15 protein-coding genes are annotated in these 15644 nt (G+C 74.6%); 8 read left to right on the top strand and 7 right to left on the bottom strand.

The genetic code is table 11. The annotated features are described in order from the left end of the window. The 6 genes from ACR807_RS05690 to ACR807_RS05665 all read right to left on the bottom strand — a co-directional run. The coding region (locus ACR807_RS05690) for an ATP-binding protein (protein ID WP_438920133.1) at positions 1-3032 on the bottom strand (3032 nt) is incomplete at its 3' end. A gap of 66 nt (positions 3033-3098) precedes the next feature. Beyond that, positions 3099-4328, bottom strand: a complete 1230-nt coding sequence (locus tag ACR807_RS05685) for an RNA polymerase sigma factor (RefSeq protein ID WP_438920132.1) — start codon at positions 4326-4328, stop codon at positions 3099-3101. Continuing rightward, positions 4325-4678: a YciI family protein gene (locus ACR807_RS05680; RefSeq protein WP_438920131.1), complete on the bottom strand. Its 354-nt coding sequence runs from the start codon at positions 4676-4678 to the stop codon at positions 4325-4327. The genes ACR807_RS05685 and ACR807_RS05680 overlap by 4 nt, the downstream gene beginning before the upstream one ends. Positions 4679-4932: 254 nt before the next feature. Next, positions 4933-5655, bottom strand: coding sequence for an SDR family NAD(P)-dependent oxidoreductase (locus ACR807_RS05675; protein ID WP_438920130.1), 723 nt, complete (start codon positions 5653-5655; stop codon positions 4933-4935). Between the two features lie 90 nt (positions 5656-5745). Further along, entirely contained in the window at positions 5746-6507 is a 762-nt protein-coding gene (locus tag ACR807_RS05670; RefSeq protein WP_438920129.1) for a DeoR/GlpR family DNA-binding transcription regulator, read from the bottom strand. Between the two features lie 112 nt (positions 6508-6619). After that, positions 6620-7234 (bottom strand): DUF742 domain-containing protein, encoded by a 615-nt coding sequence (locus tag ACR807_RS05665; protein WP_438920128.1) that lies wholly within the window; start codon positions 7232-7234, stop codon positions 6620-6622. 329 nt (positions 7235-7563) lie between these two features. Here ACR807_RS05665 and ACR807_RS05660 point away from each other — a divergent pair, with 329 nt between their 5' ends. The 8 genes from ACR807_RS05660 to ACR807_RS05625 all read left to right on the top strand — a co-directional run bounded on the left by ACR807_RS05660 (position 7564) and on the right by ACR807_RS05625 (position 14599). Further along, positions 7564-8292 carry a helix-turn-helix transcriptional regulator gene (locus tag ACR807_RS05660; protein ID WP_438920127.1) on the top strand — a complete coding sequence of 243 codons (729 nt, stop codon included), beginning with the start codon at positions 7564-7566 and terminating at the stop codon, positions 8290-8292. Between the two features lie 172 nt (positions 8293-8464). Further along, positions 8465-9400, top strand: coding sequence for a 1-phosphofructokinase (pfkB, locus tag ACR807_RS05655; protein WP_438920126.1), 936 nt, complete (start codon positions 8465-8467; stop codon positions 9398-9400). A 123-nt stretch (positions 9401-9523) separates the two neighbouring features. Continuing rightward, on the top strand, positions 9524-10636 hold the full coding sequence (gene mtlA / locus ACR807_RS05650; RefSeq protein ID WP_438920125.1) for a mannitol-specific PTS transporter subunit IIC: 1113 nt from the start codon (positions 9524-9526) through the stop codon (positions 10634-10636). A gap of 40 nt (positions 10637-10676) precedes the next feature. Next, positions 10677-10979, top strand: coding sequence for a PTS lactose transporter subunit IIB (locus tag ACR807_RS05645; RefSeq protein WP_438920124.1), 303 nt, complete (start codon positions 10677-10679; stop codon positions 10977-10979). After that, the gene (locus ACR807_RS05640) at positions 10972-11430 is read left to right on the top strand and encodes a PTS mannitol transporter subunit IIA (protein ID WP_438920123.1); all 459 of its coding nucleotides are present in this window, start codon (positions 10972-10974) and stop codon (positions 11428-11430) included. Before ACR807_RS05645 ends, ACR807_RS05640 begins: the two co-directional genes overlap by 8 nt. Continuing rightward, on the top strand, positions 11427-12476 hold the full coding sequence (locus ACR807_RS05635; RefSeq protein WP_438920122.1) for a zinc-dependent dehydrogenase: 1050 nt from the start codon (positions 11427-11429) through the stop codon (positions 12474-12476). Before ACR807_RS05640 ends, ACR807_RS05635 begins: the two co-directional genes overlap by 4 nt. Positions 12477-12544: 68 nt before the next feature. Beyond that, on the top strand, positions 12545-14278 hold the full coding sequence (gene ptsP, locus ACR807_RS05630; protein ID WP_438920137.1) for a phosphoenolpyruvate--protein phosphotransferase: 1734 nt from the start codon (positions 12545-12547) through the stop codon (positions 14276-14278). A 45-nt stretch (positions 14279-14323) separates the two neighbouring features. Beyond that, positions 14324-14599, top strand: coding sequence for an HPr family phosphocarrier protein (locus tag ACR807_RS05625; protein WP_438920121.1), 276 nt, complete (start codon positions 14324-14326; stop codon positions 14597-14599). Between the two features lie 10 nt (positions 14600-14609). Here ACR807_RS05625 and ACR807_RS05620 read toward each other — a convergent pair whose 3' ends face one another. After that, the gene (locus ACR807_RS05620) at positions 14610-15578 is read right to left on the bottom strand and encodes a magnesium transporter CorA family protein (RefSeq protein WP_438920120.1); all 969 of its coding nucleotides are present in this window, start codon (positions 15576-15578) and stop codon (positions 14610-14612) included. Between the last annotated feature and the right edge of the window lie 66 nt (positions 15579-15644).

Genomic DNA, 15644 nt, shown 5'->3' with positions numbered 1-15644 from the left:
TGGAAGCGGGCCAGCAGCAGGGCCGCCCCCTGGCGCTCGGCGATCCGGCGGCCCTCGTCGAGGTCGTGGCGGTCGCCGCGGGCCAGGCCGCGCACGCGGTGCAGCTCGGCGGTCAGCACCTGCTCGCCGAACGCGCGTGCGGCGGCCAGGCCCTCGTCGGCGAGTTCGGCGGCCTCGCGCGGGCGACCGGCGCGCAGGTGGGCGTCGGCCAGGGCGGCGGTGGTGATCGTGCGGGTCGAGCGCAGGCCCAGCCGGTAGATCCCGTCGGCGGCGGTGCGCGCGGCCACCAGCCGCGACGCGTCCCCGGCGCGCACGGCGGCCCACTCGGCGTAGAAGTCGCCGACCGCGGTGAAGTGCGCCATGTGCCCCTCGGCCCCGGTGCGGCGGCACGCGCGGCCCGCCCGCCCGGCCGCGGCGGCGTCGTGCTCCTGGAGGGCCGTCCACCCGGTGAACAGGTCGGCGTTGGCCAGGCCGTACGGGTCGTCGGTGCGCTCGGCCAACGCGCGTGCGGCGACGAGGTCGGGCCGGGGGTCACCGCCGCGCAGCGACCGGACCAGCGCGCGGAACTCGTGGACGGACAGCGTCGGCGTGCGGCCCGTCCGGCCGTGCAGGTGGCGCTCGTCGAGGTGGTCGAGGGCGGCGGTGAGGTGGTCGTCGGCCTCGACCAGGCGGCCGGTGAAGTAGGCGACGACGCCGAGGAGGTAGTGCGCGGCGGTGGTGGTGAGGTCCCCGCCCCGGGTGGCGAGCAGGCGGGTGGCGAGGTCGGTGGCGAGCGGGAAGTCGGCGCGGTTGCAGGCGAGTTCGCCGAGCGTCCACAGGGCGGTGGCCAGGTCGGCGTCGCGCCGGTCGCCGGGCGCGTCGAGGCCGGGGAGCAGCCGGTGGGCGCGGACGGCGGCGGCGGCCACCGCGTCGCTGCCCACGCCGACGGTGATCTGGAGCAGCGACGCGCGGCGCAGGTGCACGGCCAGCGCGGCCGGCTCGTCGGCCGGACCGGTGAGCAGGCCCGCCGCCCGGTCCAGGTGGCCCAGGGCGTCCTCGAAGGCGAGGCGGCGGGTGGCGTCCTCGGCGGCCTCCAGCGTCCAGTGCAGGTGGTCGGCCCGGCGGTCCTTCGCGCGGCCGTAGTGGTGGGCCAGCTCGGCGGGCGCGAGCAGGTCGCGGGCCGCGTCGGCGAGGTGCTCGTGCAGGGCGGCGCGGCGGGTCGGGGAGAGGTCGGCGTAGACCGCCTCGGCGAACAGCGGGTGCCGGAAGCCGACGACACCGGGCGCGGTCTCGACGACCAGGTGGTCGGCGGCGGGGGAGGGGGTGCCGACGACCGAGACGTCCAGGTCCCGGCCCGCGACGCCGAGCAGGTCGAGGCACGCGCGGGTGTCGGCGTCCAGGGTGTGCAGGCGGCGGCGCAGGGTGTCGCGGACGCCCGCCGGCGGGTCGTCCGGCGAGGTGAGCAGCTCGGTGAGGAAGAACGGGTTGCCGCCCGTGCGGGTGACGAGCCGCCGCACGTCGTCGGCGGTCGGGGTCACGCCGGTGTGCTCGCGCACCAGGTCGGTCACCGCGTCCGCGTCCAGCCCGGCGGGGCTCACCCGGCGGTGACCGGGGGAGCGGGCCACGTCGGCGAGCGCGGCCACCAGGTCCGGGTCGTGCTCGTAGGGCCGCAGCGTGATCACCACCAGCGCCCGCGAGGTGTGCAGGGTGGGCGCGAGGTAGCGCAGGAGCAGCAGCGAGTCGGGGTCCGCGGCGTGCAGGTCGTCGAGGACCAGCACGAGCCCGGCGCGTTCGGCGGCGGTGTGGACGAGCGCGGCGACGGCGTCGTAGGCGCGGAAGCGGGCGACCGGGTCGACGCGGTCCACGAGCGGCCCGGTGAACCCGGCCAGCGCGGGCTCCACCGCGCCGGGCGACAGCGCGCGGACCACCTGCGTCCACAGCCAGAACGGCGGCGCCTGCCCGACGTCGGGGCACCGGCCCCACACGACGGGGGTCCCGGCCGCCGACGCCCGTGCCGCGACGACCCGGGCCAGGCTCGTCTTCCCGATGCCGGCCTCGCCGACCACGACGGCGAACCGGCCGCCCGAGTGCCGTGCCGCGACCAGCGCCCCGTCGAGCAGCGCGATCTCCCGTTCCCGCCCGACGACCCGCACACCGCCGCCGACCGGGCCGGCGGGCACCGAACCGACGGGTAACGGGCCCGCGGTCACCGGGCCGGCCGTCACCGGGCCAGCGGTTGTCGGGCTGAGGGTCATCGGGCCGACGGTCACCGGGCCGGCGGTGGACGTTCCGTCGCGGTCCAGGGTGCGGTCCTGCGCCAGGACGCGCCGGTGCAGGTCGCGCAGCCGCTCGGTGGGCTGGACGCCGTGCTCCTCGGCGAGCACCCGCCTGCCCTCGTCGTAGACGCCCAGCGCCTCGGCCTGCCGCCCCGCCCGGTAGAGGGCGAGCATGAGCTGGGCCCTGGCGCGCTCGCGCTCCGGGTGCTCGGTGACGAAGCGCCGCAGGTCGGGGATCACCTCGTCGTGCCTGCCGACCGCCACGGACGCGGTGAAGAGGCCCTCCGCGGCATCCAGGCGCGCGGCGAGCAGGCGGGTCACGTCGGGGCGCACGGCGGCGAGGTCCGCGACGGCCACGTCACCCCGCCAGAGGTCCAGCGCCTCGCGGTAGCGGTGCTCGGCCAGCGCGCCGTCACCCGCGGCCAGGGCCGAGGCGGCGTCGTCCACCAGGGCGGTGAAGCGCACCGCGTCCACCGAGGCCGGCGGCACGGTCAGCTCGTAGCCGCCGCCGTGCCCGCGCAGCAGCTCGGCGGGCGCGCGGTGACCCCGACCGGGCTCCAGGGCCCGCCGCAACCCGGCGACGTGGCTCCGCAGCGTCACGGCGGCGCTCGCGGGCGGGCGTCCGTCCCACAGGGCGTCGGCCAACCAGTCGACGGTGAGGAAACTGTTGGGGCGCAGGAGGAACAGCGCCAGCAGGTCGCGCTGCCGCCGGCCGCCGACCGGCACCGGCGAGCCGTCGCGCTCGACGCGCAACGGCCCCAGAATCGCGAACCGCACGACGTGACCCCCTGCCAGCACCGCGCGGGAGCCTACCGGGCAACCGGATCACCGGGCCGCGGGCGGTCACCCCCTCGCGTCGAGGCGCTGGGCGCGGGTCGTCAGGTGGCGGCGCTCGGGCAGGCTCGGGGCGCGGCGGGCGGCTTCGCGGTAGGCGTCGCGGGCTGGTCCGGGGTGGCCGGCCAGTTCCAGCAGGTGCGCCTTCACGGCGTGCAGGCGGTGGCCCCGGGCGAGGTGCTTGTCCCCGGACAGGCCGGCGACCAGGGCCAGGCCCGCCTCCGGGCCGTGCACCATGCCGACCGCCACGGCGCGGTTCAGCGCGGTCACCGGGCTCGGGTCCACGTGCTCCAGCAGGTCGTACAGCGCCAGCACCTGCGGCCAGTCCGTCGCCTCGGCGGTGGGCGCCTCGGTGTGCACGGCGGCGATGGCGGCCTGGAGCTGGTAAGGGCCCACCGGGCCGCGGGGCAGCGTGCGGGTGATCAGCTCGGTGCCCTCCTCGACGCGGGCGCGGTCCCAGCGGGTGCGGTCCTGCTCGGGCAGCGGGACCGGCGTGCCGTCCGGGGCGGTGCGGGCCGGGCGGTGGGCGTCGGCGAGGAGCATGAGGGCGAGCAGGCCCGCCACCTCGCCGTCGTCGGGCAGCAGCGCGACCAGCGCGCGGGTCAGGCGGATGGCCTCGTCGGACAGGTCCGGCGCGGTCAGGTCGTCGCGGTCGGTCGTGGTGTGGCCCTCGGTGAACACCAGGTAGAGCACGTGCAGGACGGCGTGCAGCCGCCGGGCGTGGTCCTCGCCCCGCAGGGTGCCGAACCCGGCGTCCCGCACGGTCTGCTTGGCGCGGCTGATGCGCTGCGCCATCGTCGCCTCCGGCACCAGGAACGCGGCGGCGACCTGCGCCGTGGTCAGGCCGCCCACCGCGCGCAGCGTCAACGCGATCCGGCTCGGCTCGGACAGCGCCGGGTGGCAGCACAGGAACAGCAGCTCCAGCGAGTCGTCCCAGTCGGGCTCGGCGTCGGCGGGCGCGGCCAGCACCTCGGCCTGCGGCGTGGCGACCAGCTCGCGGCGGCGGCGCGCGCTGTCGGCGCGCACGTGGTCCACCAGGCGGCGCGAGGCCACGGTGAGCAGCCAGCCGCGCGGGTTGTCGGGCAGGCCGTCCGCCGCCCACCGCACCGCCGCGTCGAGCAGCGCCTCCTGCACGGCGTCCTCGCACGCGTCGAACTGGCCGTGCCGGCGCACCAGCACGCCGAGGACCTGCGGCGCCAGTTCGCGCAGCAGGTCCTCGACACGTCGGTCCGAGGTCACTTCGCCTCGTGCGGGACCGGCCACACCTCGACCGGCTCCCGGTCGGCCCACGGCATGTCGGCCGCGATCTCGTGCGCCCGCTCCTCGCTCTCCACGTCGAGCAGGTAGAAGCTGGCGATGTACTCCTTGGTCTCCAGGTACGGCCCGTCGGTGACGGCGGGCGCGCCGTCGACCCGCTTGACGAGCCGCGCCAGCACCGCGTCCGCGAGGCCGTAGGCGCCGATCAGCTCGCCGGTCGCCTTGTAGCGCTCGTTGAACGCGTCCTGCTCGGCGACCACGTCGGGCCACTGGTCCGCCGGGATGGAGTCCCACTTCTCCTGGTTGCCGTAGACCAGCATCAAGTACTTCACGTCGGGTGCCCCGTCCGTCGGTCCGCGTGCCCGGGTGGCTCGCGGTCACCCCCTGGTCGGAGCGGCCACGCCGTCCTCGACACCGGAGTCGGGAAAATCTTCCCCGATTCGCCGGAGCGCCCCGAACGCGGAACCCAGGGGGTCCCGAGCGCAGGACCCAGGGGGTCCCGAATGTGGAACTCAGGGGTCCTGGGCGTTGGACTCTCGGGTCTTGAGCGTTGGACTCTCGGGGCCTGGGCGTTGGACTCTCGGGGTCAGCGGCCCAGGTTGGAGCCGCCGTTCACGCCGATCACCTGACCCGTGACGTGGCCCGCGCCGGGGGAGGCGAGGAACGCGACGGTCGCGGCCACGTCGTCGGGCTTGCCGGCGCGGCCGTTGGCCGGGTTGCCGACGAGCTTCGCCCGCCGCTCCCCGGTGAGCGGCGCCCCGCCGAAGAAGTCGGTGTCCTCGACCACGCCGGGCGCGACGACGTTGACCGTGATGCCGCGCTTGCCGAGGCGGAAGGCCAGGTCGGCGGTCCACGCCTCGACCGCCGCCTTCGCCGCGCCGTAGCTGCCGGACCCGCGCCGCGCCGCGATGGAGCCGATGGTGATCACCCGGCCGTCGTCGGTCAACCTCGGCTCCAGGGCGGTCGTCACCAGCACGGCGGTGAGCACGTTCGACGCGTAGTTGGCCGTCCACAGGTCCCGGACCTGCGCCAGGTCCTCCGGTTCGGGCCGGCGGCGCGTCTCGTTGCCGCCCGCGTTGTTCACCAGGACGTCGACGCGCTCCGGGAGCCGGGCCAGCGCGGCCTCGACCTGCGCGGGGTCGGCGGCGTCGAACGCCACGGCCCGCGCGCCGACCTCCCGCGCGGTCTCGGCTAGCAGTTCGGCCCGCCGTCCGGTGACCACCACCTCGAACCCCTGCTTCACCAGGGCCTCGGCGATCGCCCTGCCGATGCCCGTGCCGCCACCGGTCACCACTGCCGTCCTCGTCATGGCGACGTTGTACCAGCGGGCCGGGTCCGGGGTCGAGATCCGTTCACATGTGTGGTCAGACCTCAGGCCGCGAGCCCCGCGCGGCGGGCCTCAGACGACGACCACGCGCGGCCCGGCGGCCTCCAGCTCCTCGGCGACCGCGGAGTCGATGCCCGAGTCGGTGATGAGCGTCTCGATGTCGCCCAGGTCGGCGAACCGGGCGAAGTGGTCGTTGCCGATCTTCGTGTGGTCGGCCAGCAGCACGCACCGCCGCGCCGCCGCGATCGCGGCGCGCTTGACCATCGCCTCGGCGTGGTCCGGTGTGGTCAGGCCGCGCTCGGACGACACGCCGTTGGTGGCGATGAACGCGACCTCCACGAAGCTGTCCTTCAACGCCTGCAACGCCCACGCGTCCACCGACGCCAGGGTGCGGCTGCGCAGCCGCCCGCCGACCAGCATCACGGTCAGGTTGGGGCGCGCGGCCAGCAGCAGCGCGATGTTCACCGAGTGCGTGACCACGGTCAGCTCGCGGTCCAGGGGCAGCAGGTCGGCCAGCTTCGCCGTGGTGGTGCCCGCGTCGAGCAGGATCGTGCCCTCCTCGGGCAGCAGCGCCAGCGCGGCCTTGGCGATCCGCTCCTTCTCGGCCGTCATCACGCCTTCGCGCGCGGCCACCGCGGGCTCGAACCCCAGCCGCTCCACCGGGATCGCGCCGCCGTGCACCCGGCGCAGCACGCCGTGCCGCTCCAGGGCGGTCAGGTCGCGGCGGATCGTCTCGGTGGTGACGGCGAACTCCTCGGCCAACGCGGCGACGTCGACCCGGCCCTTCGCGCGGGCCCGGTCGAGGATGACCTGTTGACGCTCCTCCGCGTACATGCCCTACCCCACCTCGCAACGCGCGGACCCCCGCACGAGTCTAGTTGCGGTTCTCCGGCGGTCGCAACGCGGTCGTCACCCGGCCGACACCCGTCCGGGCCGGGGACCGGCCTCACTGCAGCCGCAGCAGTCCCGCGTGGACACGGTTGAGCAGCTCCAGCGACGGGCCGCCGGCCGCGGGGGTGCGGTCCTCGTGCGCGACGACGAGGCCGTCGGTGATGGCGTCGCTGATCAACACCCGGGCGACGCCGAGCGGGACGCCGAGGTGCACGGCGACCTCGGCGACCGACAGCGGCGCGCGGCACATCCGGTGCAGGCGGTGGGCGGTCGCGTCGGCGGGCGGGGGAGTGCCGGGCAGGGCCGACACGATCGTCTCCAGGCGCAGGTCGTGCGCCGCGCGCGTGCGGCCCCTGGTCCGCACGTACGGGCGCGCCGCGGGCGCCCGGACCTCGGCGGGCTCCCCGGGGGCGAGGTGCCCGGGGGCGAGGTACTCGGTCGGCCCCTCGACGACCGCGGGCAGCGACGGGACCGTCACGACGGCCGGCGGGGGAGCGGGCGGTTCACGGACCTCGGAGACCGGGGCGGGGGGTTCCTCGACCACCGGCGGCCGGTCCGCGGGCTTCGGGCGGAAGTCGTTGGCGGCCCACGTCTCGTAGTCCTGCCAGCCGCCGAAGGCGAGCGGGTGGAACGACGCCGCGGCCGGTCTGCTCTTGTGGCGCTTGTTCATGGCACTCGATCTGTCGGCGGCCGGTCGATGGTGCCACACCGCGACTCGGGGTTCTCCCGGTCCCGGTATGCGGTACGCAGCATCGCACCACGGCACTCCGCAGGGAAAAGAAGAGCAACGAACCCAAAACCAACCCAAGACCTTGGTGTAACCACATCTGCCGGCTATGCTGCGAGGTGTGGCGGCGGTCACCCCCTGATCGAAGGCGAACTCCCCGGTCCGTCCCGCCGACCGCGACCGCAAGTGCGCACCGCTGCGCTCGGCGCCGCCCGGCGCCGTCGGCGTCCGCCGCCGATCCTCGTCTCGACGCGTGGGAGGACTGTTCTCCGATGAGCACGGATGCGGCCGACGTGGCGGTCCACGGCGGGTGCGAGACCCTCCCGACATGGCCCTCGGGGGGCGGTCGTGACGCCTACCGCTCGTTCTTCGAGAGGTCCGGCATGTGCGTGGCCCGCCTGGACCGTTCGCTGCGCATCCTCGACACCTCCCCCGACTTCCACCGCAGACTCGGGCGCGGGCCGTCCGAGCTGTCCGGGCGGGAGTTCTGCGACCTGCTCGAACCGGACGTCCGCGACCGGTTGACGAGGCAGTTGACCAGGCTCGCGGACGGGCGGCACCCGTGCTTCGTGGACGGCGGCGTGGCCCTGCGCTCCGGCGCGGGCGCCCTGTCCGGCGAGGTGACCGGGTTCGTCGTGCACGACGGCGTCGGCCGGGTGGACGGCGTGGTGGTGCTCGTGCGACCGGAGGACGCCGGTGGGGCCGCCGGGAAACCGGGTGCCGAGGACGGGTCGGGCGCCGGTCGCCCGGCGCCGAGGCGGGGCGTGCAGCTGACCGAGATGGACGCCCGCATCCTGGAGGGCGTCGCGGCGGGCACCTCGACCGTGCAGCTCGCGGCGGCCCTCTACCTCAGCCGGGGCGGGGTCGAGTACCACGTGTCGGCGCTGCTGCGGAAGCTCAAGGCCAAGAACCGCCCCGCCCTCGTGTCCAAGGCGTACTCCATGGGCATCCTCGACGTCGCGTCGTGGCCGCCGCGGGTGTTCCCCGAGTACGTGAAGTGAGCGACCAACGCCCGGCCGTGTTGGTTCGTGTGGGTTCCACCTGGGGTGACCAAGAAGTTACCTGGGTTTCCGGCGAGTGACCCTTGTGTAAGCAACACAAACGGATCTAATGTCACTCAAATCAAACCGCCGGACCGGTGGCGGTGCCGGAGAGGCTTCGAGGTGGTGTGAAGTGTTCTTGACCGTGACGGCCAACCCGAGCGTGGACCGCACAGTCGAGGTCGACCGGCTGACCAGGGGCGAGCTGCACCGGGCCTCGGCGGTGCACGTGCAGCCCGGCGGCAAGGGGATCAACGTCGCCCGCGCGCTGGTGCGCAACGGCTGCAAGGCCCGCGCCGTCGTGCCGGCCGGCGGCGCGGAGGGCGACCAGCTCATCCGCCTGCTCACCGAGTACAGCATCGAGGTCGTGCGGGTCGGCGCGCTCGGCCCGGTGCGCAGCAACATCACCGTCGTCGAACCGGACGCCACGGTGACCAAGTTGAACGAGGCCGGCGCCCGCCTGAGCGGACCCGAGCTGGAGGCGTTCAGCGACGCGGTGCTCAACCACATGTCCGGGGTGGACTGGGTGGTCGCCGCCGGGAGCCTCCCGCCGGGCGTGCCGGCCGAGTTCTACGCGGACCTGATCAACCGCCTCGCCCCCACGGGGGCGAAGGTGGCCGTAGACACCAGCGGCTCCGCGCTGCTGGCCGCGGTGGACGCGGGACCCGCCCTGGTCAAGCCCAACCTGGAGGAGCTGGCCGAGGCGGTGGACCGTCCACTGCGGACGTTGCGGGAGGTCGTCGACGCGGCCGGGGAACTGCGTTCCCGGGGCGCGCGGGCGGTGCTGGCCAGTCTCGGCGGGCAGGGCGCCGTGCTGGTCGACGGCGAGGCGTGCTGGCACGCCGAGGCGCGGGCCGAACCCCGCAGCTCGGTCGGTGCCGGGGACGCGCTGCTCGCCGGGTTCCTCTCCGCAGGGGGACATGGCCCCTCCGCACTGGCCACGGGCGTCGCTTGGGGAGCGGCGGCCGTTTCGCTGCCCGGCAGCACCATGCCGGGCCCCGAAGACGTGCGCGCACACCGGGTGGTGGTGCACCCGGACATCGAGTGGGAACGCCGGATCGACGTCTGAGACGTCCGCTCCGGCGGCACCCGCCGGTCGTCGACACCGGGCACTGCCGCCCGGTCCCGCCGCAGCACCAGCGACGGCGCCTACCCAGTCAGAGTCCCTAATCGCGTAGTGGAAGTGTCAACGATGACGAGCAACGACACCCAGGCCCCTGACACGCAATCCCGCGGCCAGCGCGCGCGGGTCGGCATCCAGCGATTCGGCGGGCACCTCGCCGCCATGGTCATGCCCAACATCGGCGCGTTCATCGCGTGGGGCCTGATCACCGCGATGTTCATCCCCAGCGGGTGGGTGCCCAACGCGACGATCGGCGAACTCGTCGATCCGATGATCAAGTTCCTGCTGCCGACCCTCATCGGCTACACCGGCGGCCGGCTGGTCCACGGCCAGCGCGGCGCGGTGGTCGGCGCGATCGCCACGTTCGGCGTGATCATCGGCGCGGAGATCCCGATGTTCCTCGGCGCCATGATCGTGGGCCCGCTCGGCGGCCTCCTGATCAAGCTGTGGGACGAGAAGGTCGGCGTGAAGGTCGCGCCCGGCTTCAAGATGCTCGTCGACAACTTCAGCGCCGGCATCATCGGCGGCGCCCTCGCCGTGGGCAGCCTGTTCTCCATCGGCCCGGTCGTCGAGGGCATCACCAAGGCGCTCGGCAACGGCGTGCAGTGGCTGCTCGACGTCGGCGTGCTGCCCCTCGTGTCGGTCATCGTCGAACCCGCCAAGATCCTGTTCCTCAACAACGCCATCAACCACGGCGTGCTGAGCCCCCTGGGCGTGGCCGAGGCGCTGGAGAACGGCAAGGCGATCCACTTCCTCATCGAGTCCAACCCCGGCCCCGGCCTGGGCGTGCTCGCCGCGCTGAGCGTCTTCGGCCCCCGCGCGGCCCGCGCCACCGCCCCCGGCGCCATCGTCATCCAGTTCCTCGGCGGCATCCACGAGATCTACTTCCCGTACATCCTCGCGACCCCGAAGCTGCTCCTCTCGGTGATCGCGGGCGGCGCGGCCGGCGTGCTCACGTTCAGCGTCTTCGACGCGGGCCTGGTCGCGACGCCGTCGCCGGGCAGCATCATCGCCCTGATGGCCGTCACGCCCAAGGGCGGGCACTTCGGCGTCATCGCCGGCGTGCTGGCCGCCGCGGTGGTGGCGTTCGTGGTCGCCGCGGCCCTGCTGAAGTTCGGTCGGGACGCCCGCCGCGAGGAGCGCGAGCAGCAGGTCACCAGCGGTGGCGCGGTCTCGGCCTGACCTGCACCATCCCGGGGACACCGCACGAGAGGAGATCGACATGAGCATCCAGGGCAAGGACATCACCAAGGTGGTCATCGCCTGCGACGCGGGCATGGGCAGCAGCGTGATGGTGGCGTCGCAGCTCGCCAAGCGCCTCAAGCCGTACAAGGTGACCGTGCAGCACAGCCCGGTCAACGAGATCCCGGCCGACGCGCAGGTCGTGCTGTGCCAGCAGGGCCTGCTGGCCCGGGCGCAGAAGAACACGTCGGGCGCGGTCGTCATCGGGTTCCAGAACTTCCTGGGCGACCCGGCGTTCGACCGCGTGGAAGCCGCCATCCGGGACGGTGGGGAGCTTGGCTGAGCTGCTGACCGCCGAGGCGGTCCGGCTGGGCCGGTCCGCCGCGGACCGGGACTCGGCCATCGACCAGGTCGGCGCCGCGCTGCTGGAGATCGGCGCGGTCGACCCGGAGTACCTGACCGCGATGCACGAGCGCGAAGCCTCCGTGTCGACCTACATCGGCGAGGGCGTGGCCATCCCGCACGGCACGGACGCGTCGCGGGCCCACGTCCGCCGCTCCTCGCTGGTGGTGCTCCAGTTCCCCGACGGGGTCGACTGGGGCGGCGAGGACGTGCGCATGTGCGTCGGCATCGCCGCCAAGGGCACCGAGCAGGTCGGCATCCTGTCCGCCCTGGCCCACGTGCTGATGGACCCGGAGCGCGCGGCCGAGCTGCGCGGGGCACCGGACGCCGACACCGTCCTGCGCATCCTGCGGACGGTGGACATCGAGAACGACGAGGAGAACACGCAGTGAAGGTGGCCCGGTTCTACGCGCCCGGCGACATCCGCATCGAGGACATGCCCGAGCCCACCGCGGGCCCGGGTGAGCTGAAGCTGCGGGTGCGCAACACCTCGACGTGCGGGACGGACCTGAAGATCTTCCGGCACGGCCACCACCACATCGACCCGCCGCGGGTGATCGGTCACGAGATCGCCGGCGAGGTCGTGGAGGTGGGCTCGGAGGTGTCCGGCTGGGCCGCGGGGGACCGGGTCCAGGTCATCGCCGCCATCCCCTGCGGCGAGTGCCCCGACTGCCTGCGCGGGTGGATGACCATCTGCCCCAACCAGCTGTCGATGGGCTACCACTTCGAGGGTGGCTTCGCCGAGTACATGATCGTGCCGGCGAACGTGCTCAAGGTGGACGGCGTCAACCGCATCCCGGACGGCGTGAGCTTCGCCGAGGCGTCGGTGGCCGAGCCGCTGGCGTGCGTGCTCAACGGCCAGGAACTGGCCCGCATCGGTGACGGCGACACGGTCGTGGTCGTCGGCGCCGGCCCGATCGGCTGCCTGCACGTGCGGCTCGCCCGCGCCCGCGGCGCGGAGAACGTGTACCTGGTGGAGCTCAACCGCGGCCGGCTCGACATGGCCGCCGAGCTGGTCAAGCCGGACGCGGCGATCTGCGCGGCCGAGGTCGACCCGATCCAGGCGGTGCTGGACCTGACCGGCGGGCGCGGCGCGGACGTGGTGATCACCGCGTCGGCGGCGGGCAAGACGCAGGAGGACGCCCTCAAGATGGTCGCCCGCCGCGGCCGGATCAGCTTCTTCGGCGGCCTGCCGAAGGACAACCCGATCATCGCGTGCGACTCGAACCTCGTGCACTACCGCGAGCTGACGATCGTCGGCGCGAACGGGTCGAGCCCCGACCACAACAAGAAGGCGCTGGAGCTGATCGCGACGGGCGCCGTGCCGGTGGCCGACCTGATCACCCACCACCTGCCGCTGGAGAAGGTGCTGGAGGCCATCGACGTCGTGGCGAGCGGCACCGCCATCAAGGTGACGATCGAGCCCGCAGCGGACTGATCGGGCACCGCCCCGCACGAACGGTCGACGAGGACGAGGGAGGCGCGGAGTTGTCGCAGGTGGCTGAGGTGCAGGCGGCCGGGGACCAGGCCGCCGGGAAGCCGGTGGAGCCGGTCGCGTCGCGGGAGCTGGTCGGCAACCCGGCGAGCCCCGGGCAGGCGGTGGGCGTGGTGGCCAGGCCCGCCGCCGCACCGCGACTGCCCGCCGAGGTGCCCGCGCCGGGCCCGGCGCGGGACGAGGTCGACGCGGCCGTGGCCGCGCTCGGCGCGGTGGTCGCGGACCTGGGCGAACGGGCCGCCGGCCTGACCGGCGAGGCCCGCGACATCCTCGACACCCAGATCGCCATGGCGGACGACCCCGCCCTCGTCGACGGCATCCGCGCCGCCGTCGAGCAGGGGCGTCCGGCGGCCTGGGCCGTGCACGACGCGTTCGGCGTCCACCTGGACGCGCTGGCCGCGCTCGGCGGGTACCTCGCCGAGCGCACCGGCGACCTCGCCGACCTGCGCGACCGGGCCATCGCCGTGCTGCTGGGCGTGCCGACACCCGGCATCCCGGTGCGCGACGAGCCGTTCGTGCTGGTCGGCGTGGACCTCGCGCCCGCCGACACGGTCACCCTCGACCCGACCAAGGTGCTGGCGATCGTCACCTCCAAGGGCGGGCCGACCAGCCACACCGCCATCCTCGCCCGCGCCCTGGGCATCCCCGCCGTGGTGGGCTGCGCGGACGCCGACTCGCTCGTCGACGGCGACCGCGTGGTCGTGGACGGCACCCGCGGCGTCGTCGTCACGTCCCCCGACGACGACGCCGCGGCCCGGGTGGCACAGGACGCCGCCGAGCGGCAGGCCGCGCTGGCCCGGTACCGCGGCCCCGGCGCCACGGCCGACGGCCACCCGGTGAAGCTGCTGCTCAACGTCGGCGGCGCGACCGACGGCGACGCGGACGCCGAGGGCGTCGGCCTGTTCCGCACCGAGTTCCTCTTCCTCGACCGCGCCGACGCGCCGTCCCGCGAGGAGCAGCGCCGCGCCTACGGCGAGGTGTTCAAGACCTTCGGCACGCGGCCGGTGGTCGTGCGCACGCTCGACGCGGGCGCCGACAAGCCGCTGCCGTTCGCCAACGCCGAGGACGAGCCCAACCCGGCCCTGGGCGTGCGCGGCTACCGCGTGTCGTGGCGCAAGCCCGAGCTGCTGGCCGACCAGCTCGGCGCCATCGCCGACGCCGCCGCCGACCACGGGACCGACGTCCGCGTGATGGCGCCCATGATCGCGACCGCCGCCGAGGCCCGCGCGTTCGCGGAACTCGCCCGCGCGGCCGGGCTGCCGAACGTCGGCGTGATGATCGAGATCCCGGCCGCCGCGCTGCGCGCCGCCGACGTCCTCGCCGAGGTGGACTTCGTCAGCCTCGGCACCAACGACCTGTCCCAGTACGCGTTCGGCGCGGACCGGGTGCTCGGCGAGCTGGGCGCCCTGCTCGACCCGTGGCAGCCCGCCCTGCTCGACCTGGTGGCGCTCGTCGCCGACGCCGGGCGCGCGGCGGGCAAACCGGTGGGCGTGTGCGGCGAGGCGGCGGGCGACCCCGGCCTCGCGCCGGTCCTGGTCGGCCTCGGCGTGACCAGCCTGTCCATGTCCGCGCCCGCCGTGCCCGCCGTCCGGGCGGCGCTGCGCGAACGCACCCTCGCCGAGTGCGCCGACCTGGCCGACCGCGTCCGCCGCGCGCCCGACCCGACCACCGCGCGCGCCCTCGCCCTCGACCCGGGCGGGGCGACCGCCGTGACCCGCCCCGAGAACCCGACGCCCCTCGGCTGAGGGCGTCGAGGACCCCCGGCCCACCACCGCGACCAGGAGGCAGAGTTGCCCAGCACGCGAGTCACCATCGGTTCCCCCGTCGGCCTGCACGCCCGCCCCGCGAAGCTCCTCGTCGAGGCGGCGCGCAAGCAGGGCGCCAAGGTCCGCATCGGGCGCAGCGAGGACGCCCTGGTCGACGCGGCCAGCATCCTCGCCGTCATGTCGCTGGGCGTGAAGGGCGGCGAGGAGGTCGTGCTGACCGCCGAGGGCGACGGCGCGGACGCCGCGCTGGCCGAGGTCGCCGACCTGCTGGCGACCGACCTCGACGCCGCCGGCGTCTGACGGCCGGGGTTCAGAGCCAGTCGCGGCGCTTGAACGAGACGTAGAGGCCGACCGACAGCACGACCACCACCGCCGTGGACACCCAGAAGCCCCACGGCTGGTCGTAGCCCGGGTACGGGACGTTCTGGCCGTAGAAGCCGGTGACGGCGGTGGGGACGGCGAGGATCGCCGCCCACCCCGTCACCTTCTTCATGACCAGGTTCAGCCGGTTGCCCTGGATGTTGAGCTGGGTGTCGCGGATCGTCGCCACCAGGTCGCGCAGCGACTCGGTCCACTCCGAGGCGCGCAGCACGTGGTCGTACACGTCCTGGAAGTACGGGGCCATGGTGGCGTCCACGACGTCCTGGTCGCGCCGCACGAGGGTGTTGACCACCTCGCGCATGGGCAGCACGACGCGGCGCAGCGTCACCAGGGAGCGGCGCATCGCCAACGACCGCTTCTGCACGTCGTGGTTGCTCGGCCGCTCGGAGAACACCAGGTCCTCCAGGTGCTCGATGTGGTCGTCCAGCGCCTGCACGGCGTCGAAGTGGCCGTCCACGACGACGTCCAGCAGGCCGTGCACGAGGAACCCGACGCCACTGGTCGCCAGGTGCGCCGAACCGTCCCAGCGGTCGGTGACGGCGGCGATGTCGAACCGGTCGTCGGCGCGGACGGTGACCAGCGCCTTGGCCGTGACGAACGCGTCGACCTCGGAGGTCGCGAGGCGGCCGGTGGCGCGGTCCAGCCGCACCGCGTAAGCGGTGAGGAAGGCGTGCGTGTCGTAGATGTGGCACTTGGGCCGCTCGTGCTCCTGAAGGGCGTCCTCGACGGCCAGCTCGTGCAGCCCCAGGGCGCGGGCCAGGCCCGCCAGCTCCGCGCGCGACGGGCCGCACAGGTCCACCCACACCACCACGTCGTCGGCGAGGCAGTCGGGCACCTCCTCGACGGGGAACCCCTCGGCCTCCAGGACACCGTTGCGGTACAGGCGGGTGTTCGGCACGCCCCCGAGCCTAGGCGGCACCCGCCCGGTCAGCCGATCAGGCCGGCGCGGGCGGGGGCCGCCACC

It is taken from the genome of Saccharothrix sabaoui (genome assembly GCF_051756985.1).
Lineage (GTDB): Bacteria > Actinomycetota > Actinomycetes > Mycobacteriales > Pseudonocardiaceae > Actinosynnema.
The sequence above is the reverse complement of the archived record's forward strand: the minus strand, read 5'-3'. Positions and strand labels throughout refer to the sequence as shown.